Below are 19,692 nucleotides of genomic sequence, written 5' to 3'. Positions count from 1 at the left end.
GCGAGGGCTCCGGGGTGGGGTGGTGGCGTGCCGGTGGCCCGCCGTGGCTGGGTCCGCGGCGGGGTCGGCAGGGGTGTGGTGGTCAGGCCGAGTGAGTGGGGGCCGGTGGATCGGGTGGGTCTCCGGGCGGATGGACGGCTCTGGCCGGGCGGGTGCGGTGCCGTCTGCGGCGTGTGGTCGGATGGCGCTCTCTCGCCCCTGCCGCGCGGCGGTGTTCCTTTTCCAGGTTGTGCCGGCGGCACAGCGGGCGGCCGTTGTCGATGTCGGTGGCCCCGCCCTCGTACCACGCTTGGTGGTGGTCGATCTGGCACCAGCGCGCCGGGCGGTCGCAGCCGTCCTCCCACTGACACGTGCTGTGAGTGGTGGTCAGTGCGATCCGGGACCGCAGCGGGAAGATCCGCTCGGCCCGCCCCACATCCAACGGCCTGCCGGTCAGCGGGTCGGTGACGATGCGGCGCAGCAGGCAGTCCTTGGCCAGCGCCCGCGTGGCCGAGACCGGATAGACGGTGCCGTAGTCACTCTGGACGGGCAGCGCGCCCTGTGCGCCTTGCAGCGTCTCCAGCGAGACGACGAGCCGCACCTGGGCGCGTTCCCCACCCGACAGCGGCAGCCGGTCGCTGTTCTTGAGCGCGAAGTCGGCCATGTCGATCAGCTGGTCGAACAGCCGCTGGCGCGGCCGGCGCTCGTCTGCGGGCTGCGGCGGGGACCCGAAGGCCTCCAGCGCCGCCTGCAACGCGTCGGCCGAGACCTCGTCCCCCCAGGCCTCGAAGTGAAAGCCGTTGTCTCTGGTGCGGGCGAAGGTGGCGCCCCGGAAGTCATAGCGCTGCCGGTACTCGCGCTCATGCGTGGCCGGGTTGAGCTGGTAGCGCAGCTTACGCCCCGCTACCCGAAGATCCTCGCACGTGGTCGACTCCTGGCAGGCCAGACCGAGCAGAACCGCCTCGGCCCGGCGGACGAAGACGTCCTCATCGGGCCATGCGGTGCGGTTGCGCTCCTCGGCCGCTTTGGCGCTCCACTCACTGATGCGCTCCAGCTGGCCCAGGCTGATCTCTGCGCCCCGGTAGGCTTCCTCACTCTCGCCCAACGCCGCCGGGCGCTGGGCGATACGCGCATAGGAGTAGGCCTCGGCCCGCGGCATCACACAGGTATGGGTCACCCAGTCCACCAGACGCTTATAGCCCGAACCGGCCAACCCCTCCGCCCGCTCAAAGCTCCCCAGCGCCGCACAGACCGCGAACTTCACCCGCTCCAGGTCCGCGACCGTCTCCGCGATCTCCGCACCCACGTCCTCAACGGCGCCCGGCAAGATCTCGGCCTCGGCATAGGCGGCGACCTCGGCCGCCGCCGCACACAGCAGCTCGCGCGCCCGCCCCAGATGAGACGGCGCCGCAGAAGACCGCCGAGACTCGAACATACTTACACTTTATTTACTCCGACCAGGGAGAACAATAAAAAGCGGTGGCTAAAACAGCGCCGATTCGATGGAGTTTCGGCTATGGGCGGGCGTCATATAAACGGAAGGGTTCCCCCGCCACAGCGAACGAATCAACAAACCCACTGGCCAGAGGATGAGTCACCGGCGACGCAGAACCGGGCAGAGGCCGATCCGTCGATCACCACACCTCCCGGGGCGGCCACCCTTCGGCGACCGGCTGCGCTCCGACGCCCCACCGCCTCAGCGGATGGCGTGTCGGCGGTCGGAGCAGCCTTTATCGGCCTCGGCCGACCGCGGTCGCGGTCGCGGTCAACGCCCCCTCCCTTCCCGTCCGGCTTCTCCCCCGTCCGGCCTGGCGCACGTGCGGCGCGCTTCGGCCGTGGCCGGTGTTCTTGCCACATCCCCCTCTTCCAATACATCCTTACAATAAGCAGTATAGGCGTATAGGATCCACTACGTGGGTACCGATAACCGTACGGACGGACGGCCGCTGGAGGATCTGACCGCTCGGGCGCGGATCAGGGATGCGGCGTTGGCGCAGTTCGCCGAGCACGGGTTCAAGAGCGCCACCATGAAGGGCGTCGCACAGGCCGCGGGTTACTCCACCGGGCTGGTCCAGCACCACTTCGGGTCCAAGGAGGGACTCAGGCGGGCGTGCGATGCCCACGTGGCCGAATCACTCGGCGACCTCGACACCTACGGCGTCGATGACGGCAAGATCACCGACCCCGATTTCATGTCCGATCTCTACGCCAAGAGCCCACTCATCATCAGGTACGTCGCGCGGGCCATGGTGGAGGACTCACCGGCGGCCGCGTCGCTGTTCGACAGCGGGGCCGCCGCAGCCGAGCGGTTCCTGACCGGCTCCTGGCCCGAGCGTTTCCCTCCGGGTTCGGACAGGGCCCGCGACGGGGCATCGGTCATGGCCGCGATGCACATGTCCACCATCGCACTGCACGCGCACTTGTCCCGGCGGATGGGGGCCGACGTCCTCGACGGCCGCAACGCGCCCCGGATCGCCATGGCCATGTTCGACGTCTACGCGAGCATGGCCGAGTTCACCGCATCCGACACCGGCGCCGGGATCCGCGACGCCGTGGCCGAGCAGCAGTCCTCCGGCTCCCCTGATGAGGAGCACCGCGATGAGTGAGGCGATCCGCGGTTGCGGGCTGGTCAAGACCTTCGGTGCGACCCGGGCGCTGGACGGCCTCGACCTGACCGTCGGGACCGGCGAGGTCCACGGCTTCCTCGGTCCCAACGGCGCGGGAAAGACCACCACCCTGCGTATCCTGCTCGGTCTGGTGCGCGCCGACTCCGGAACCGTGCGGCTGTTGGGCGCCGACCCCTGGGAAAAGGCCGTGGAGCTCCACCGGCGCCTGGCCTACGTGCCCGGTGACGTCACCCTGTGGCCCGACCTCACCGGCGGCGAGGTCATCGACCTGCTGGGGCGGCTGCGCGGCGCCGTCAAAGCGCGCCGCCGCGACGAGCTGATCGAGCGCTTCGCTCTGGACCCGCGCAAGAGGGTGCGCGCCTATTCCAAGGGCAACCGGCAGAAGGTCGCCCTCATCGCCGCTCTCGCCTCGGACGTGGAGCTGCTGCTCCTGGACGAGCCCACCTCCGGCCTGGACCCGCTCATGGAGGCCGTGTTCCGCGACTGCGTCGCCGAGGAGAACTCCAAGGGCCGCACCGTGCTGCTGTCCAGCCACATCCTGGCTGAGGTCGAGGCCCTGTGCGACCGCGTCAGCATCATCCGCGCCGGGCGCGTCGTCGAATCCGGCACCCTCGCCGGGATGCGCCACCTCACCCGCACCTCCATCACCGCCGACGTGGCCACCGTGCCCGAGGAGCTGCGCGACCTGCCCGGTGTCCACGGTTTCGGGGTCGACGGAACCCGGCTGCGCTGCCGGGTCGACGCCGGCGTCGTCAACGAGGTCCTGGCCCGCCTGTCCGCGCACGGCGTCAACGCGATCACCGCGCAGCCCCCCACCCTGGAGGAGCTGTTCCTGCGCCACTACCGGATCGGGCCCGGCGCGGACGGCGGCGGCGAAGCGGCGGCGTCTCGGTGAACGCCCCCGCCGTCGACCGGCCCGCGGCCGGCGCCCCTGCCGCCCCCGGCCGGGCCGGCCCGTTCATCGGGACCGGCGCGCTGGTGCGCCTCATCCTGCGTCGCGATCGGATCCTGCTACCGGTCTGGCTGCTGCTGACCTGGGGCACGGTCGTGGGCCGCGCCGACTCCATGGCGGCCACCTATCCGACCGCCGAGGAACGCGAGGCGCGCTTCGACGAGGTCATGGTGGGCGTGCCGATGTTCAAGCTCTTCCAGGGGCCCGCCTACGGCGACGACGTCAACGCGCTCACCGCGCAGGAGGCGTTCGCCGGGGCGACGCTCATCGCCGCGCTGGGGGCCGCGCTCCTCCTGGTGCGGCACACCCGGGGCGAGGAGCGGACCGGTCGGCGTGAACTGCTCGGCTCGGCCGCGATCGGGCGGCACGCACCGCTGACCGCGGCCCTGGCCGTGGTGCTCGGCGCGGGGGTGCTGCTCGCTGTGCTCTGCGCGGCCGCCCTGATCGGCTACGGGATGCCCGCGGCCGGATCGCTGGCGCTGGGGCTCGTCTGCGGGGGCGCGGTGTGGGTCTGCGCGGCGGTGGCCGCGGTGGCCGCGCAGCTGACCGAGAACCCCGGGCTCGCCGGGGTCGGTGCCTACTCCCTCTTCTTCGCCCTCCACTTCGTGCGGGGCGCCTCCGATCTCGGTGGTGAGGGCATGCACTGGCTGGGATGGCTGACCCCCAACGGGTGGCTGCAGCGCGCACGGCCCTTCGCCGATGAGCGCTGGTGGCTGTTCCTGCCGGTCATCGCGCTGGTCGCCGCGTTGCTGTGGGCCGCATACCGGCTCTCCTCGCGCCGGGATCTGGGCTCGGGCCTGCTGCCGGCCCGCGCAGGGCCCGCAGCCGCCCCCGCGAGCCTGCGCGGCCCTTTCGGGCTGGCGTGGCGGCTGAACCGCTCCGCGGCCCTGGTGTGGCTGTTCGCGGCCCTGGCCGTCTGCCTGCCCACCGGCTACGGCGGGGCCGGCGCCATGGAGCAGTACGCCGGCGGGGAGCGGATGCGGGTGTGGGCCGACGCGATGGGCGCGGGCCGGCCGGGTGACGCCTTCTTCGCCTACATCGCCTTCGCCATGGGGTTCCCCATCGCGATCTACGCCATCATGACCGTGCTGCGCCTCGGCGCCGAAGAGGGCGGCGGCACCGCCGAGACGCTCTTGGCGACTCCGGTCGGCCGCCTGCGCTGGGCGGCCGGTCACCTGGTCTTCGCGCTGGGTGTGTCGGCCCTGCTCCAGGTGGCCATCGGGGTGGGCTTCGGCCTGGGCGCCGGTCTGCACAGTGGAGAGCTCGGCGCGGACCTGGCCCGCATGCTGACCGTCACCACCGCCCTGGTCCCCGCTGTGTGGGTGATGGCCGGTATCGCGATGGCCGCGTTCGGGCTGGTGGGCCGCCGGGCGCCAGCCGTGGCCTGGGGCGCCCTGGTCGTCGCCGTCACCGTCGAGTTCGGCCAGCACCTCGGCTGGCCCGAGTGGCTGTTCCGCGTGTTCTCGCCGTTCGCGCACGTCCTCCCATTCTTCGGCCCGCCGAGCCCGATCACCCTGACCGCGCTCACGCTCGTCGCCGCGGCGCTGTGCGCCGTCGGCCTCTTCGGCCTCCGCCACCGCGACGTCGGCGCCCGGTAGTCCGGCCGCGGCCGGCCCTCCGGAGAGGGGGACGAGGGCCGACCGCGGAAAGGCGGCCGGGCCCCGTCGCGGTGGTTGCCACACCACCGGGTGCTAGAACAGGGCCCGGCCGTATCGGGGCGGGAGGAAAGGGACTGGGGGAGCGGGTCAGCCGCTGCCGGTGGCTGAGGCGACCTCCTCCATGAACTGCGCGGCGGCCTCGTCCGGGGTCACATTGCCGAACAGGAGCTCTTCGTTGATGCGCTTGGCGATGTCGACGACCTCACCGGCGCCCAGCGGCGGAACCGGATTGGCGTCGGGGATGTCAGGGCTGATCTCGGCGATGAACTCGGCGCTCTGGGCGTCGGCCTCGGGCAGGTCGCCGGTGATCTGCTCCCGGATCTCAAGGTTGGCGGGCAGGCCGCGGTCGGCGAGGATCAGCTCGGCCGCCTCGGGGTCGTTGAGCAGGAAGTCGACGAACATCGCCGCCTCCTCCGGGTGCTCGGTGCCGGCCGAGATCGAGTAGTACATCGCCGGCTTGAGGAACATGCCGGTCCGCTCGTGCTCGGACTCGCCCGGGTAGCGCAGCAGCTCCAGGTCGCGCCCTGCGGAGTTGCCGATCCCGCCGAGCTGGTTGCTCCACCAGTGGCCCATCGCGCCGCTGTTGGTGGCCAGCAGGGACTGGTCCGGGCCGCCGGCTTCGACCTCCACGCTGAACTCCGGGCTCGGCTGAGCATCGCTCTCCTGCAGTTCGAGCGAGTACTCGTACCACTCCGCCAGCGTGTCCTGGCTGAACCCGAGGCTGCCGTCCTCGTTGTAGAGGAGCTCGCCGCGCTGGCGGGCGAAGATCTGGAAGCCCGCCTCGTTGAAGCCGTAGTTCTGCGTGCCGTAGACGCCGTCGGGAGTGTTCTCCGAGATCTCGGCGGCGACGTCGACGTAGTCGTCCCACGTCCAGTTCTCGTCGTCGGGCATCTCGACGCCGGCCTCTTCGAAGACCTGCGGATCGGCGACGATCGCGTAGGCGTTGACGCCCGTTGCCACGCCGTAGAGCCCGTCCTCCAACTCGCCGCCGGACAGCGCGATCTCGTCGATCGAGGACAGGTCCAGGGATTCCTCGTACTCCCGCAGGTCCAGCAGCGCGCCGCGGTCGGCGTACTCGCGCAGGTAGCGTTCCTCCTGGGTGACGATGTCGGGCATGTCGTTGCCGGCGGCGTTGGTGGCCAGCCGGTCCCAGTAGGCATCCCAGTCGGTGTATTCGCCGCTGACGGTGATGTCGGGGTTTTGGGCCTCGAAGCGCTCGATCACCTCAAGCGTCGTCTCGTGCCGCTCGTCGGCACCCCACCACGAGAACCGCAGCTCCACCGGCCCGTCGTCGCCGGAGCCGCCTCCGCACGCGGTCGCGGTGAACGCCACGGCCGACAGGCCGGCGAGCAACGTCGTCAGGCGACGACGGGGGATCGGGGTGCGCCGGGCACCCCTCGTTGCTGACATGGCCTTTTCCTTTCGGTCACTTGATTCCTGTGGTTGCGATGCCCCTGACCAGGTAGCGCTGTCCCGCCAGGAAGAACCCGAAGATCGGCCCCAGGGCGACGATCGACATGGCGAACAGCGGCCCCCAGGACGTCTGGCTCTGCGAGTCGACGAACGCCCGCAGTGCCAGTGGCACGGTGTACATCTCCGGGTCGGTGAGGAAGATCAGTTGGCTCAGGAAGTCGTTCCAGGTCCAGATGAAGGTGAAGATCGCCGTGGTCGCCAGCGCCGGCATGGACAGCGGCAGGATCACCCTGGCGAAGATCCCCAGGTGGCCGCAGCCGTCGATGCGCGCGGCCTCGTCCAGGTCCTTGGGCAGACCGCGGATGAACTGCACCATGAGGAAGATGAAGAAGCCGTCCGTGGCGAGCAGCTTGGGCACGATCAGCGGCAGGTAGGTGTTGATCCATCCCAGGTTGGAGAACAGGATGTACTGCGGCACGATCACCACGTGGATCGGCAGCATGATCGTGCCGAGCATGATCGCGAAGAACAGCTTCTTGCCCCGGAACTCCAGCCTGGCGAAGGCGTAGGCCGCCAGGGAGCACGCGACCAGGTTGCCGATGATCGAACCGGCCACCACGATCGCCGAGTTGATCAGGTAGTGGTGGAACGGGAACGGCAGCGCGGTCCAGCCCTCGGTGTAGTTGTCCACCATCAGCCCGTCCGGGATCAGTCCGGGGCCGCGGAAGATCTCGGTGGTGGGCTTGAAGGAGCTCGACAGCATCCACAGCAGCGGGTACAGCATCACCACGGCGAAGGCGATGAGCCCGAGGTGGGTGAAGAACCGTCTGCGGTGGTCGCGGACGCTGTGGGAGGAGCCGTTGGGCGCCTTGGCCCGCCGGGCCGGAGCGGTCGGCTTGCGCGATGCGCTCTTAGTCACCATAGAAAACCCAGTACTTCGAGGCGAGGAAGTTCACCGCGGTGAATCCCGCGACGATTACGAGGAGCAGCCAGGCCATCGCCGAGGCGTAGCCCATGTCGAACGAGCCGAAGCCCTGCTGGTAGAGGTAGAGCGTGTAGAACAGGGTCGAGTCGGAGGGACCGCCCGTTCCGCCGCTGACGATGAAGGCCTGGGTGAAGGTCTGGAACGCGTTGATCATCTGCAGCACCAGGTTGAAGAAGATGATCGGCGTCAGCAGCGGCACCGTGATGTGCAGGAACCGCTTCATCGGGCTGGCGCCGTCGACGCGGGCGGCCTCGTAGTACATGGCGGGGATCTGCCGCAGGCCGGCCAGGAAGATGACCATGGGCGCGCCGAAGGTCCAGACGTTGAGGATGACCAGTGTCCCCAGCGCGTAGTCGGGGTGGGAGACCCATCCGGGGGCGTCGATCCCGAACGAGCCGAGGAACGAGTTGATCAGGCCCTCGGCGCCGAAGATCTGGCGCCACAGGATGGCGACGGCGACGCTGGAGCCCAGCAGGGAGGGCAGGTAGTAGACGGACCGGTAGATCGGCAGTCCGCGCACGCCGCGGTCCAGGATCATGGCCAGGGCGAGGGCCATGCCCAACTGCAGGGGCACCGAGACGAAGACGTACTGGAAGGTGACCAGGAGCGAGCTGTGCAGCCGCTCGTCTTCCAGCATCGCGAGGTAGTTGTCGAAGCCGGCCCACCGCGGATCGCCGATGAGGCTGTAGTCGGTGAACGAGAAGTACAGCGACGCCAGGATCGGGCCGATGGTGATGAAGACGAGGCCGAGGAACCAGGGGGCGAGGAACAGGTAGGCGGCCGCGGAGTCGTCCTTGGGCCGGCGCCGCCGGTGCCCGCGCCGCCGGGGCGCGGGGTCGGCGGGCGGCGTCTGCGGGTCCGCCGTCTTCTGTCGCTGTTTCAGTCCCATCACGTTGCCTCACCGGACCCGGTAGGTGATCGCGGCACGAAGGCGACGGCGATCCGCACCGTCGGGATCGTCACCGTCGAAGGGGCAGAGTTCATCAGTGTCAACGGCTCTCCATGGGCCGGCGCTCCGGTCACCGCGCCGCCCGGTGTCTTTCGCGACTCCGCTCCCGGTCGCCGGAGGACGACTCGGGAGGCGCCGCTTGGTCATTGAGGAAGGCGCCATACGTTGCGGTAAGCGCTATCCAAGATTCGAATAATCGGTTTTTAGCATCCCGTTACGGTCAAGTCAATGACTCGGGAACGAGAAGCGGCGGCCCAGCAGTCGTAAAGCTCTGAACTGCATCAACGCTCACCTCGCGGTTCTCGCCGACAGTTGGCGGACATGAACCCACCGAAGTCGACCTTACGCTTCGCGATCACAGGAGGACATTTCCAGATCGTTGCCTGATTCGTTTGGCAACCGCTATCCGAATGAGGTTTAATGCCCGCTCTCGCGCACGAGCACTCCTCCGGCTCCCTGAAACCCCTGCTCCCTGGGCATTTCAGCGCACCAGCCGACGCATCCACCCTTGAACCGCCCTACCCAAAGCCTAGGAAAGCGTTTACCGTAAGAGGGTGAGCGATTCCAGAGCCAACACCGACCACACCAGCGGCCCCGGGACGGCGCGACGGTCCGGCCGTCGCCGCTTCGCCATCGTGGGAACCGGTTCACGGGCGCGGATGTACACCGACGCCCTCACCTCCACCCACGCCGACCATGCGGAGCTCGTGGCCCTCTGCGACACCAACGAGACGCGCATGCGCGCCCACAACGCCATCGTGCGCGAGAACGGACGGGAGGAGGTGCCGGCCCACTCCGCCCGAGACTTCGCCGAGATGCTGGTCAAGGAGCGGGTGGACGAGGTCGTCGTCTGCACCGTGGACAGCATCCACGCGCACTACATCGCCACCGCGATGGAGGCCGGCTGCGACGTGGTCACCGAGAAGCCGATGACAGCGGACCTGGAGGGGTGCCGCCGGATCCTCGCCGCTCAGGAGCGCACCGGCCGCCGGATGACGGTGGCCTTCAACTACCGCTACAACCCGGTGCACGCCAAGGTGCGCGAGCTGGTGAGCGACGGCGCCATCGGCGAGGTCGGCTCGGTCCACTTCGAGTGGCTGCTGGACCTGCGGCACGGCGCCGACTACTTCCGCCGCTGGCACCGCGACAAGCGCAGCTCCGGCGGCCTGCTGGTCCACAAGTCCAGCCACCACTTCGACCTGGTCAACTGGTGGCTGGGAACCGGGCCCGAGACGGTGTTCGCCTGGGGCGACCTGTTCTTCTACGGCGAGGCCAACGGCCGGCGCAGGGGGCTGGCCGCCGACTACGACCGGGCGCACGGCGAGGCCTCCGCCCAGGACGACCCGTTCGCCCTGCACATGAGCGACAGCCCGGCGATGAGGACGCTCTACCTCGACGCCGAGCATGAGGACGGCTACCGGCGCGACCAGAACGTGTTCGGTTCCGGTGTCAGCATCGAGGACGACATGTCGGTGCTCGTGCGCTATGAGTCCGGCGCCAAGCTCAGCTACCACCTGGTCGCCTACTCCCCCTGGGAGGGCTACCGGGTGGCGATCACCGGCAGCCGAGGCCGGTTGGAGCTCGACGTCGTGGAGAACCCGCACGTCTCGCCGGAGCAGGACGAGCGCACCCCCGTCCGCGGCATGCCGGCGCCCAAGGAGGACATCACCTCCGCCCTGACCCTGCGCCGGCACTGGGAGTCGCCGGTCACCGTTCCGGTCACCGTGGGCGGTGGCGGGCACGGCGGCGGTGACGCCCGCATGCTCGCGACCCTGTTCGGCGCCGAGCGCATCGGCATGCGCGCCAACCACGAGGACGGCGCCAGGGCGCTGCTCACCGGTCTGGCCGCCAACGCCTCGATCGGGAGCGGCGCGCCGGTGGACGTGGCGGGGCTGCTGGCCGGACGCCCCCCTCATTGACATTTGGCGATCGGGTGTGCACAGGGGTTGGCTGTCGCGGTGCGCGTAGCGCCGACGGCACAGCGGGGCCGTGCATCGGAGGTTCCACCTCGCCCCGCAGACTCAGCGATCAGAGCTCGATCAGGAGGACCCGGTCGCGCGTGCAGCTCGGCCCTGCGTGCGAACTCGGCGATGAGGCGCCGGTGTCGGAGGGCGTCCCCGCGCTGCTCGCCTCCAGCACGACGGTGGCGCCGGCCGCGCTGGTGGCCTACGCCGCCTTGGCCGCGGCGGCCCTCGTGATCGGTCGCAGGGGCGCCTGAGGCCGACCGGCCCGGGCCGCCGGGCACGGCGCCGGAGGCGGGACGGGAGGAGCCCCGGATCGGGCGCGGATTCGGTGGAACCGGCGGGCGCCGCGGGGTGTCCAAGTCGGCATGACCGAACTGACCTGCCCCAAGTGCCCCGGTTCCCTGGCGCGGCACACCCTCGTCGGCGTCACCGTCGACCAGTGCGGGAAGTGCCGGGGGATCTTCCTCGACCGCGGAGAACTGGAACAGCTCCTGGATGCCGAGCACCGCTGGACCCGGGGCCATGAGACCGACTCCGAGTACGTGGGCGGGCGCCGCCGCCGTGAGGGCGGGCCCGAGGAGGCCGAAGCCCACGGGCATCGGGATTACCAGGGCGAGCGCCGCCGGCGGCAGAAGAGCTTCCTCGACGAGATCTTCGAGTGAGGAGCGGCCTCTGAAGCGGCGGCGAAGGGCCGCCCGGACCGTTCCGGGCGCCCCTTCGCGGGACGGCTCAGTCCAGCCGGAAGACGCCCACGGCGTCGTAGGCGTGCCAGGACCCGCTCGTCTTGGTGATCGCGATGACGTTCTCGCCCGCGCGGAAGTTCGCCGCGGGCAGCTCCCGCTCAACGAATGACGGCCGCAGCGCCGTCCCGGGGACGGTGGCGTCGCCCTCCAGGGAGCCGCGGGTGGCCCCGCCGCGGAATTCCACCTCCTCGATGTCGGCGCCGTTGACGGCGATCGTCGCCGTTCCCGCGAGGCTCGCGTGCGTGTCGATCAGCCAGATCGCCAGGCCCAGCGGCGCGCTCGGCGCCTCCTCCAGCGAGAAGCGCAGCCGGAAGGTGTGCCGCCTGCGCCCGCCCCAGGCGTCGGCCGGGCCGGGGTGCAGGTAGCACCAGTCCTGGGCCGGATCGTCGGCGCCGTGGAGGAAGTCGACGCCGTCGGGGAACCGCGAGACGTAGTCGCGCTGCCCGCGGTCGGGGGCCAGCGCAAGCTCCAGGCTCTTGGAGTCGAACTCCCCCACCTGCGCGATGGGCGTCCCGGCGACCACCATGGAGGCGGTGGAGACGCCCTTGGCGGTCCTGGACGGCCGGCTGCGCCCGCCTCCGGCGTCCACGGTGACGATCCGGTAGTGCAGGGTCCGGCTCCGGGGGCCGAGCGTGTCGTGGGTGAAGCGGCCGTAGACCGTCTTTCCGATCAGCGTCCGCTCCGAGATCTCGACGTCGGCCGACTCCGCGGCGTGGATCGCGTAGTGGTCGACCAGCGGTTCCCAGGGGGTGAGTCGCCAGGTCAGGTCGACCGCGCCGATCCGTCCCTCGGTCCGCACACCGGTCACCGGTCTGGGGTCGCGCCCGCTCATTGGACTCCTCCCGCCACCTGCTCCAGTCCGGGCCGGCCCGCCTCGGTGACGAACCGGGCGGCCGTGGTCACGTTGCCGTCGGCGTCGGCCTCGATCTGGTCGATCACCTTGAAGTCCGAGGTCACCTCCGAGGGGGTCATGTTCACCTGCACGTATCCCCGCCGCGCGTTGTAGAGCCGCACGTGCGGGTTGCCCAGCCAGATCGGGGCCAGGTTGTCGCTGTCGGACCCGTCGCCGTCGGAGGCGACGGAGGTCGTGACCAGTTCGGTGCCGATGGTCGCGGAGTCGGGGTCGCCGAAGTCGGCCTTGAGTTCGGCCGCGGCGTGGCGGTGGATGTCGCCGGTGAGCACCAGGGGGTTGGCGACGTCGTGCTCGGCGATGGTGTCGAAGAGCCGCCGCCGGTTGGCGGTGAAGCCGTCCCACTGGTCCATGCTGTAGGTCACGCCGTCGCCGGTGTCGCGGTCGACGGAGGCCATCACGACCTGCTGGGCGAGCACGTTCCACGTGGCTTCGCTGTCGCGCAGGCCCTTGTACAGCCACTTCTCCTGCGCCGATCCGAGGATCGAGCGGTCCGGGTCGGTGTGTTCGCCCCCGGTCGCGCCGCCGTCGGAGGGGACGTTGTCGCGGTACTGCCGGGTGTCGAGCACGTTGAACTCGGCCAGCCGCCCGAAGCGCAGCCTCCGGTACAGCCGCATGTCGGGGCCCGAGGGCAGCGATTCCCGGCTCAGCGGCTGGTTCTCGTACCAGGCGCGGTAGGCCACGGCGCGGCGGCGCTGGAAGTCGCGCGGGGCGACGCCGTACTGGGAGTTGTCGTCGGCGTAGTTGTTCTCGACCTCGTGGTCGTCGGTGGTGACCACCCAGGGGGCCGCGGCGTGCGCGGCCTGCAGGTGCGGGTCGCTCTTGGTCAGGGCGTAGCGCAGCCGGTACTGCTCCAGCGTGACGGTCGCGGCGGCGTGCGCCCGGCCGAGCCCGCCGGTCCCCTGGCGCCACAGGTTCGCCGCGGTGATGCCGTACTCGTAGATGTAGTCGCCCAGGAAGAGCACGAGGTCCAGGTCCTGGGCGGCCATGTCGCGGTAGGCCGTGTAGTGGCCGTGGTACCAGGCCTGGCAGGAGGCGATCGCGAAGGCCAGCGAGCCCGCGGCGCCGCGCGCGGGCGCGGTCCTGGTGCGGCCGACCGGGCTGATCTCGCGTCCGGCGCGGAACCGGTAGAAGTACTCGCGCCCGGGCCGCAGCCCCTTGACCTCGGGGTGCACCGCGTGCGCGAGTTCGGGCGAGGCCACAGCCCTGCCGCGCTTGACGACCTTGCTGAAGCGCTCGTCGGCGGCCACCTCGTACTCGACGGTGACGTCGCGCAGCGGCATTCCGCCGTGGCCGTCCTCGGCCAGCGGGTCGGGTGCCAGTCGGGTCCACAGCACGACCCCGTTGTGGGTGGGGTCGCCGGAGGCGATTCCGAGGCCGAAGGGGTCGGCGGGGACGCTGGAGGCGGTGGGGGACGCGTGTGCGGGGGCTTCGATACCCAGGGCGAAGGCGGCGGCGCTGATTCCGGTCATGGCCAGAAAGGTACGCCGGTCGGGGGTGGGGGGTCCGGGGGTGGTAGAGCCGTCCTGTCGGACCATTCATCGCTCCCATCCGCTGGGGGACATGGCGCATCGATACTCAGAGCCACGCCTTGACCTCGGATTGATACGAGATGAGGCGCGGGTGGACTCTGACCGACAAGTTCCGTGTCGGCCCGGTTGCCCCCATTACCCCTTTTCGCACACATGGCGGCAAGTGTCCCCTCAGCCACACCTGGCGCACCTGGCACGAAAAAGGCCGCCCGCCCCAAGGGCGGACGGCCTCCTTCGCCGGGACGGGCGCGCTAGGCGACGCCGGCCGGCTCGGGACGGTCGGCGCCGCGCGGCCGTCCCCAGGGCAGGAAGCGGTCCACGGCGATGCCGCCGCCGGTGAAGCCCAGCGCCAGCGCCGAGGCGGCCAGTACCAGCACCAGCTCGTACCCGCCGAGCAGCGGGTCCGCGGTGTGGGCGAAGACGTAGGCCGCCGCCATCTGGGCCGCCAGCAGGACGCCCGTCACCGGCAGGGCGAAGCCGAGGAGCAGCGCGATGCCGCCCCCGAACTCGACGACCATGGCGATCACCGCGGCCACTTCGGGCATCGGCACGCTCATGGCCTCGAACATGGACGCGGTTCCGCTCACCCCGGAGCCGATCTTCTGCCAGCCGTGCGCGATGAAGGTGATGCCGACGGCGATGCGCGCGATCAGCACCGCCACATCGGCCACCCGGTTCGGTGCCGTCGGAGTCTGTCCGGTCATCGTGTCGTCTCTCTCCTGGTGGGAACGGGCCCTGGCTCGATGGGCCGGTGCCGGGGGAGGGCCGCCCGAGCGGACGCGGGCGACGCCGCACCGACCCAGATCGCAAGCCAGAAAATATCTTCCTAGAAAATGGATCGTATTCGCACCCGAGCCGATACGTGAAGTGACGATGACCACAGGGTCGCACCCCGCCCGCCCCCGACCGGGGCGCCGGGGTCCGGGAACCCGCGAGATTTCGCTAGGCTCACCGGGACGCCCGCTCCACCCTCCCTGCTCGCGCAGCGGACGCGGCAAACCCCCGGCGCACCCCTTCGAACGCGTGTATGATTTTGACGCCAGTCCCCATACCGACTACCGAAGGGATGCCACTGCCGTGGTCACCGAGGTCTTCACGCGCAAGTATTGCGACCCGCACGCCGTCCGCGACGAGAAGGTCGAGGCGACCGAGGTCGTCCAGTTCGCCTGGGAGGGCACCGTTCGCGAGGTCGACGCCTGCGCCGAGTGCAAGAAGGAGTACGAGACCCGGTTCGAGCCGCTGGTCGACTACTCCCGTCCGGTGAAGAAGCGCCGCGCGAGCAAGCCCAAGGCCGAGGAGTCCGCCGCCAAGGCCCAGGACGCCGAGAACGAGTCCGCGAACGCCTAGAGACCTCGGCCCCGCCGCACGGCCTTTCTCCACCGACCAGCGGCGCTGAAGGGGGTGAAGGCCGGCCCGCCCCCTGTTGGGCCGGCCTTCGGCTCATCCCTGCCGCCGCCGGTCCCCGGGTCGGGGTCGCCCGCCGCGCCGGCCTGCGTCATCAGTGCCATGAGGCGCCCCGGACGGCGCGAGGGCGCCGTGCCCGCGACGGGCAGCCGCGCCTGGACGACGCCGTCGCGCGGCGGCCGGACGGTCGCGCCGAGGCGGCGCATGATCTGCTGCATGGGCCGGTTGTCGGCGACCGTGTCGACGATGAACTCGTCGACCGCTCCGGCGGCGTCGGCGTGGATGGACAGCCCCACGATGTCGCCGCCGTGGCCGACCATGGCGTCGACGGCCCGGGCGAGCCGGCCGGGCCGGTCCTCGACGACGGTGCGGATGCGCCACAGGGTCATGTTCTCCCCCTCGGGTGGTGCGCGCCCGCCGGATCGACGGCGCGGTTCGCGGCTCCCTCCAGCCTGACGGGGACGCGTTTCAGCGGCGCTACATCCGTGTTAGAAGCGCGGATCGTGTGCGTCCGACCGGTTCGACCGGTTCCGCCGTCCGCCGGGCCCGGGCGCGCTCACCCTGCGGCGCCCGTGCTGCCGCTCACCAGAGCTCCGTCCTTCCAGACCGCCGCGACCTGCGGCACCCCCGGCCGGTAGGCCAGGTAGACGGGGTTGGGCGCATCCAGCAGCACCAGGTCGGCGCGGGCGCCCGCCGCCAGGTGGCCGATGTCGGTGCGGCGCAGCGCGCGGGCGCCGCCGGCCGTGGCGCCCCACAGCGCCTCCTCCGGTGTCATGCGCATCTCGCGGACGGCCAGGGCGATGCAGAAGGCGATGCTGGAGGTGTAGCAGGACCCGGGGTTGCAGTCCCCGGCCAGGGCCACGGTCGCCCCGGCGTCGAGCAGGGCCCGGGCGTCGGGGTAGGGCTGGCGGGTGGCGAAGTCGACGCCGGGCAGCAGGGTGGCGACGGTGCCGCAGGCGGGATCGGCCAGCGCGGCGACGTCGTCGGCGTCCAGGTGCGTGCAGTGGTCCACCGAGGCGGCGCCGAGCTCGACGGCCAGCCGCGCGCCGGGGCCGGGGCCGAGCTGGTTGCCGTGTACGCGGGCGAGCAGACCGCGCTCCAGGCCCGCGGTGAGGACCCGCCGGGCGGCGTCGGCGTCGAAGGCCCCGCGTTCGCAGAACACGTCGATCCAGCGGGCGTGCGGGGCGCAGGCGTCCAGCATCGCCCCGGTGACGAGGTCGACGTAGCCGGCGGGGTCGTCGGCGTACTCCGGCGGCACGACGTGCGCGCCGAGGAAGGTGGCCTCCTCGGTGAGCCGGGCGGCCACGCGCACCGCGCGCTCCTCGTCGGCGACGCTGAGCCCGTAGCCGGACTTGACCTCCAGCGTCGTGGTGCCCTGGGAGCGGGCCTCTCGCAGCAGCCGCACCGCGTTGGCCAGCAGCTCGGCCTCCGAGGCCGCGCGGGTGGCGGCCACGGTGGTGCGGATCCCGCCCGCCTCGTAGCGGCGGCCGCTCATCCTGGCGGCGAACTCCTCGCTGCGGTCGCCGGCGAACACGATGTGGGAGTGGCTGTCGACGAAGCCGGGGATGACGCAGCGCCCGGCGGCGTCGACCCGCGCGTCGGCGGCCGGGGCCTGCGCGCGCGGGCCGGCCCAGGCGATCCGGGCCCCGGCGAGGACGAGCGCCGCCCCCTCGATCCGGCCGGACGGCCCGTCCCCCAGGGCCGGATCGTTGGTGACGAGGACTCCGATGTCGTCGATGAGCAGGGACTGCGGGGTGCTCAAGCGAACAGCTCCTTGATGGCGTGGTCGAGTTCGGCTGCGGCGTCGGGGACCGCCAGGTGCGCGCGGTCGCGCACGATCCAGCGCCCGTCGGCCATGACGTGGCGGACGTCGGCCGCGGTGGCGGCGAAGACGACGGCGTCGGCGGCGCGCGCGGGGTCGGATCCGGCGAGGCGGATCCCGCCGAGGTCGATGTTGACGAGGTCGGCGCGTGACCCCGCCTCGATCCGGCCGGCCCCGTCCCAGCCGAGGCCGTCGCCGTGGCCGGACTCGTGCAGCGACCGCAGCAGCCGGTCCGGCGCGACGCCGCCGCGCCGCCCGGTGCGCAGCCGTTCGTGCATCTCGGCGCCGCGCGCCTCCTCGAACATGTCGATCACCGAGTGGCCGTCGCTGCCCAGGACCAGCGGGACCCCGGGGCCGAGGTCGCCCGTCGGCGGCAGCCCGTCGGCGAGGTCGCGCTCGGTGGTCGGGCACAGGCACACCCGCGAGCGGGTCTGGCGGATCAGCTTCACGTCGCCCGGGGTGAGGTGGGTGGCGTGCACGAGCGTGGGGCGGCACGCGTCGAGGAACCCGGTGTCGGCGAGGAGCTGCGCCGGGGTGCGGCCGTGGGCGGCCAGGCACGCCTCGTTCTCGGCCGGCTGCTCGGAGAGGTGGATGTGCACGGCCGGCCACGGCCGGCCGAGTTCGCCGTGCAGCCGGACGAAGTCGTCGATGTCGGCCGGGGACACCGCCCGCACCGAGTGCAGGGCCGCGCCGACGCGGGCGTGCCGTCCGTGCGGGCGGAACGCGGCGAGGCGCTCGGCCCAGGCATCGGGGGAACCGTCGCCGAAGCGCAACTGCGGCCCCTCCAGCGGCGAGCGGGCCCCGTCGGCGCGCAGCCCGCCGTGGAGGTAGCAGGTGTCGAGCAGGGTGATGCGGATCCCGGCGTCGGCGGCCGCGGCGACCAGCGCGGCGCTCATGGCGTTGGGGTCGCCGTAGGGCCGTCCGCCCGGCCCGTGGTGCAGGTAGTGGAACTCTCCCACGCAGGTGATTCCGGCGAGCGCCATCTCGGCGTAGACGGCGCGGGCCAGGCGGTGGTAGGAGTCGGGGTCCAGGCGGGCGGCGACCCGGTACATCTGCTCGCGCCAGGTCCAGAAGCTGCCGCCGTGCTCGCCTGTGCGCCCGCGCAGCGCGCGGTGGAAGGCGTGGGAGTGGGCGTTGGCCAGACCCGCGACGGTCAGGCCCGGCAGCCGTTCGGCGTCGGCGGGCGCGCGGACTCCCGGCTCGACCGCGGTGATACGCCCGTCGGCGACCTCGATCAGCACATCGGCGGTCGCGGCCGCAGTGCCGGGGTCGGCGGCCGGCAGCGCCCACGCGCAGTGGTAGCGCCGCGGAGCGCCCGGCGTCACCGTGCGCCCCGCTCGGTCTCGGCGCCCGCCAGTTCGGCGAGCACGTCGGCCAGCGCGGCGACGCCGGCGTGGCAGTCGGCGGGTTCGGCGAACTCGTCGGGGGCGTGGGAGACGCCGGTGGGGTTGCGGACGAACAGCATCGCGGTGGGCACGGCCGCCGCGAGGGTGCCGGCGTCGTGGCCGGCGCCGGTCGGCAGCACCGGGGCCGGGGCGCCCTCGGCGCCGATGAGGGCGGCCAGCCGGTCGCGCAGCCCGGGACGGAACTTCACGATCGGCGTCAGCGACTCCTGGTAGCTGGCCAGCGCGACGCCGTGCCGGACGGAGCTGCGCCGCGCGGCCTCATTGACCTGGTCGACGAGCGCGCGCAGCACCACGTCCTCGGGGGCGCGGGCGTCCAGCCAGGCGCGCACCCTGGACGGGATGGCGTTGGTGCCGTTGGGCGCGACGTGCACCTTGCCGATCGTGGCGACGGCGTCGTGGGCCTCCGCGGCCTCGCGGGCGGCCAGCACGGTCTCGGCGAAGGGCAGCATCGGGTCGTTGCGGTCGGCGAGCCGGGTGGTGCCGGCGTGGTCGGCCTGGCCGGAGAAGTCCAGCCGCCACCGGCCGTGCGGCCACACGGCGCTGGCGACGCCCAGCGGGACGCCGCGGTGCACCAGGGCGCGTCCCTGCTCGATGTGCAGCTCCACGAACACGCCGATGCGCCCGGCCCGCTCGGGGTCGGCGCCGATGCGGTCGGGGTCCAGCCCGGCCGCCGCCATGGCCTTGGCCCAACTGAGACCGTCGGCGTCGGTGAGCCCGCGGGCGCGCTCGGGCGTGATGGCGCCGGTGAGCAGCCGGGATCCCAGACAGGGCACGCCGAAGCGGGCGCCCTCCTCCTCGACGAACACGGTGACGGCCAGTGGTCGGGCCGGCCGCAGGCCGCGCCGCCTCAGCTCGTCGACGGCCGCGAGCGCGCCGGCCACGCCCAGCGGCCCGTCGAACGCGCCGCCGTCGGGGACGGAGTCCAGGTGCGACCCGGTGACGACGGCGTCGGGCCCGGGAGCGCCCCACCACGCCCACAGGTTGCCGTTGCGGTCGGTCTCGACGTCCAGCCCCCGGTCGGCGGCCGCGGCCGCGAACCACGCCCGCACCTCGGCATCGGCCGCGCTCCAGGAGAAGCGCCGGTACCCCCCGGTGCTCCGGTGGCGCCCCAGCGGCGCGAGCCCGGCCCACAGTCCGTCGAAGGTGTCGCTCACGGATGCCTCCTCTGCGTTTCCGCCGTTCCCGCGCGCCTTCGCGCGATGCTCCCCCGCAGTGTCCCCCGCCCTCCCCCTGGACGGGGATACCCCGCCCCCGTGTCGCCGCACATCGGAACGGGCGGGATGGGGTGGTTGTCCACAGCCGCCCCGTCGGCGCTGGCACCAAGGCTTGACAAAGGCCAGAATGGGAA

General features: G+C 71.8%; 18 protein-coding genes. 7 read left to right on the top strand and 11 right to left on the bottom strand.

Annotated features, from left to right (window positions below):
* Nucleotides 1–82: 82 nt before the first annotated feature.
* Entirely contained in the window at nucleotides 83–1,414 is a 1,332-nt protein-coding gene (locus HDA32_RS08750) for an HNH endonuclease signature motif containing protein (RefSeq protein ID WP_179642713.1), read from the bottom strand.
* A gap of 478 nt (nucleotides 1,415–1,892) precedes the next feature.
* Between HDA32_RS08750 and HDA32_RS08745 the strand changes: the two genes are divergently transcribed.
* The 3 genes from HDA32_RS08745 to HDA32_RS08735 are packed head-to-tail and all read left to right on the top strand — an operon-like array spanning nucleotide 1,893 to nucleotide 5,156.
* Complete coding sequence (locus HDA32_RS08745; RefSeq protein WP_179642712.1) at nucleotides 1,893–2,585, top strand: TetR/AcrR family transcriptional regulator; 693 nt, start codon at nucleotides 1,893–1,895, stop codon at nucleotides 2,583–2,585.
* Nucleotides 2,578–3,501: an ABC transporter ATP-binding protein gene (locus HDA32_RS08740; RefSeq protein ID WP_179642711.1), complete on the top strand. Its 924-nt coding sequence runs from the start codon at nucleotides 2,578–2,580 to the stop codon at nucleotides 3,499–3,501. The genes HDA32_RS08745 and HDA32_RS08740 overlap by 8 nt, the downstream gene beginning before the upstream one ends.
* A complete protein-coding gene (locus HDA32_RS08735) occupies nucleotides 3,498–5,156 on the top strand; it encodes an ABC transporter permease (RefSeq protein ID WP_179642710.1) in 1,659 nt (552 codons plus the stop codon). Before HDA32_RS08740 ends, HDA32_RS08735 begins: the two co-directional genes overlap by 4 nt.
* Before the next feature lie 147 nt (nucleotides 5,157–5,303).
* Here HDA32_RS08735 and HDA32_RS08730 read toward each other — a convergent pair whose 3' ends face one another.
* Genes HDA32_RS08730 through HDA32_RS08720 form a run of 3 tightly spaced genes read right to left on the bottom strand, consistent with a single transcriptional unit; the run spans nucleotide 5,304 to nucleotide 8,503 of the window.
* Nucleotides 5,304–6,626 carry an ABC transporter substrate-binding protein gene (locus tag HDA32_RS08730; RefSeq protein WP_179642709.1) on the bottom strand — a complete coding sequence of 441 codons (1,323 nt, stop codon included), beginning with the start codon at nucleotides 6,624–6,626 and terminating at the stop codon, nucleotides 5,304–5,306.
* 16 nt (nucleotides 6,627–6,642) lie between these two features.
* Nucleotides 6,643–7,551, bottom strand: coding sequence for a carbohydrate ABC transporter permease (locus tag HDA32_RS08725; protein WP_179642708.1), 909 nt, complete (start codon nucleotides 7,549–7,551; stop codon nucleotides 6,643–6,645).
* On the bottom strand, nucleotides 7,541–8,503 hold the full coding sequence (locus tag HDA32_RS08720) for a carbohydrate ABC transporter permease (RefSeq protein WP_179642707.1): 963 nt from the start codon (nucleotides 8,501–8,503) through the stop codon (nucleotides 7,541–7,543). The genes HDA32_RS08725 and HDA32_RS08720 overlap by 11 nt, the downstream gene beginning before the upstream one ends.
* A 692-nt stretch (nucleotides 8,504–9,195) precedes the next feature.
* Here HDA32_RS08720 and HDA32_RS08715 point away from each other — a divergent pair.
* The 3 genes from HDA32_RS08715 to HDA32_RS08705 all read left to right on the top strand — a co-directional run bounded on the left by HDA32_RS08715 (nucleotide 9,196) and on the right by HDA32_RS08705 (nucleotide 11,189).
* A complete protein-coding gene (locus HDA32_RS08715; protein ID WP_312863407.1) occupies nucleotides 9,196–10,482 on the top strand; it encodes a Gfo/Idh/MocA family protein in 1,287 nt (428 codons plus the stop codon).
* 140 nt (nucleotides 10,483–10,622) lie between these two features.
* Entirely contained in the window at nucleotides 10,623–10,781 is a 159-nt protein-coding gene (locus HDA32_RS08710) for a hypothetical protein (protein ID WP_179642706.1), read from the top strand.
* A gap of 111 nt (nucleotides 10,782–10,892) precedes the next feature.
* A complete protein-coding gene (locus tag HDA32_RS08705; protein ID WP_179642705.1) occupies nucleotides 10,893–11,189 on the top strand; it encodes a TFIIB-type zinc ribbon-containing protein in 297 nt (98 codons plus the stop codon).
* A 67-nt stretch (nucleotides 11,190–11,256) separates the two neighbouring features.
* On the opposite strand, the gene HDA32_RS08700 is transcribed toward HDA32_RS08705, so the two are convergent.
* The 3 genes from HDA32_RS08700 to HDA32_RS08690 form a co-directional block, all read right to left on the bottom strand.
* Nucleotides 11,257–12,102, bottom strand: a complete 846-nt coding sequence (locus HDA32_RS08700) for a polysaccharide lyase family protein (protein WP_179642704.1) — start codon at nucleotides 12,100–12,102, stop codon at nucleotides 11,257–11,259.
* A complete protein-coding gene (locus tag HDA32_RS08695; RefSeq protein ID WP_281370375.1) occupies nucleotides 12,099–13,652 on the bottom strand; it encodes an alkaline phosphatase D family protein in 1,554 nt (517 codons plus the stop codon). The genes HDA32_RS08700 and HDA32_RS08695 overlap by 4 nt, the downstream gene beginning before the upstream one ends.
* Before the next feature lie 311 nt (nucleotides 13,653–13,963).
* Complete coding sequence (locus HDA32_RS08690) at nucleotides 13,964–14,416, bottom strand: DoxX family protein (protein ID WP_179642702.1); 453 nt, start codon at nucleotides 14,414–14,416, stop codon at nucleotides 13,964–13,966.
* A gap of 373 nt (nucleotides 14,417–14,789) precedes the next feature.
* Here HDA32_RS08690 and HDA32_RS08685 point away from each other — a divergent pair, with 373 nt between their 5' ends.
* Nucleotides 14,790–15,059 (top strand): Lsr2 family protein, encoded by a 270-nt coding sequence (locus HDA32_RS08685; protein ID WP_179642701.1) that lies wholly within the window; start codon nucleotides 14,790–14,792, stop codon nucleotides 15,057–15,059.
* On the opposite strand, the gene HDA32_RS08680 is transcribed toward HDA32_RS08685, so the two are convergent.
* The 4 genes from HDA32_RS08680 to HDA32_RS08665 form a co-directional block, all read right to left on the bottom strand.
* A complete protein-coding gene (locus HDA32_RS08680) occupies nucleotides 15,056–15,505 on the bottom strand; it encodes an ACT domain-containing protein (RefSeq protein ID WP_179642700.1) in 450 nt (149 codons plus the stop codon). The two genes, HDA32_RS08685 and HDA32_RS08680, sit on opposite strands and share 4 nt — an antisense overlap.
* A 167-nt stretch (nucleotides 15,506–15,672) precedes the next feature.
* A complete protein-coding gene (hutI, locus tag HDA32_RS08675) occupies nucleotides 15,673–16,878 on the bottom strand; it encodes an imidazolonepropionase (RefSeq protein WP_218882376.1) in 1,206 nt (401 codons plus the stop codon).
* Nucleotides 16,875–18,263 (bottom strand): formimidoylglutamate deiminase, encoded by a 1,389-nt coding sequence (locus HDA32_RS08670; protein ID WP_179642699.1) that lies wholly within the window; start codon nucleotides 18,261–18,263, stop codon nucleotides 16,875–16,877. Before HDA32_RS08670 ends, hutI begins: the two co-directional genes overlap by 4 nt.
* Nucleotides 18,260–19,498, bottom strand: a complete 1,239-nt coding sequence (locus HDA32_RS08665) for an allantoate amidohydrolase (protein WP_179641195.1) — start codon at nucleotides 19,496–19,498, stop codon at nucleotides 18,260–18,262. Before HDA32_RS08665 ends, HDA32_RS08670 begins: the two co-directional genes overlap by 4 nt.
* Nucleotides 19,499–19,692: the final 194 nt, after the last annotated feature.

Source organism: Spinactinospora alkalitolerans, assembly GCF_013408795.1.
Lineage (GTDB): Bacteria > Actinomycetota > Actinomycetes > Streptosporangiales > Streptosporangiaceae > Spinactinospora > Spinactinospora alkalitolerans.
This window is presented reverse-complemented; position numbering and strand designations above follow the sequence as displayed.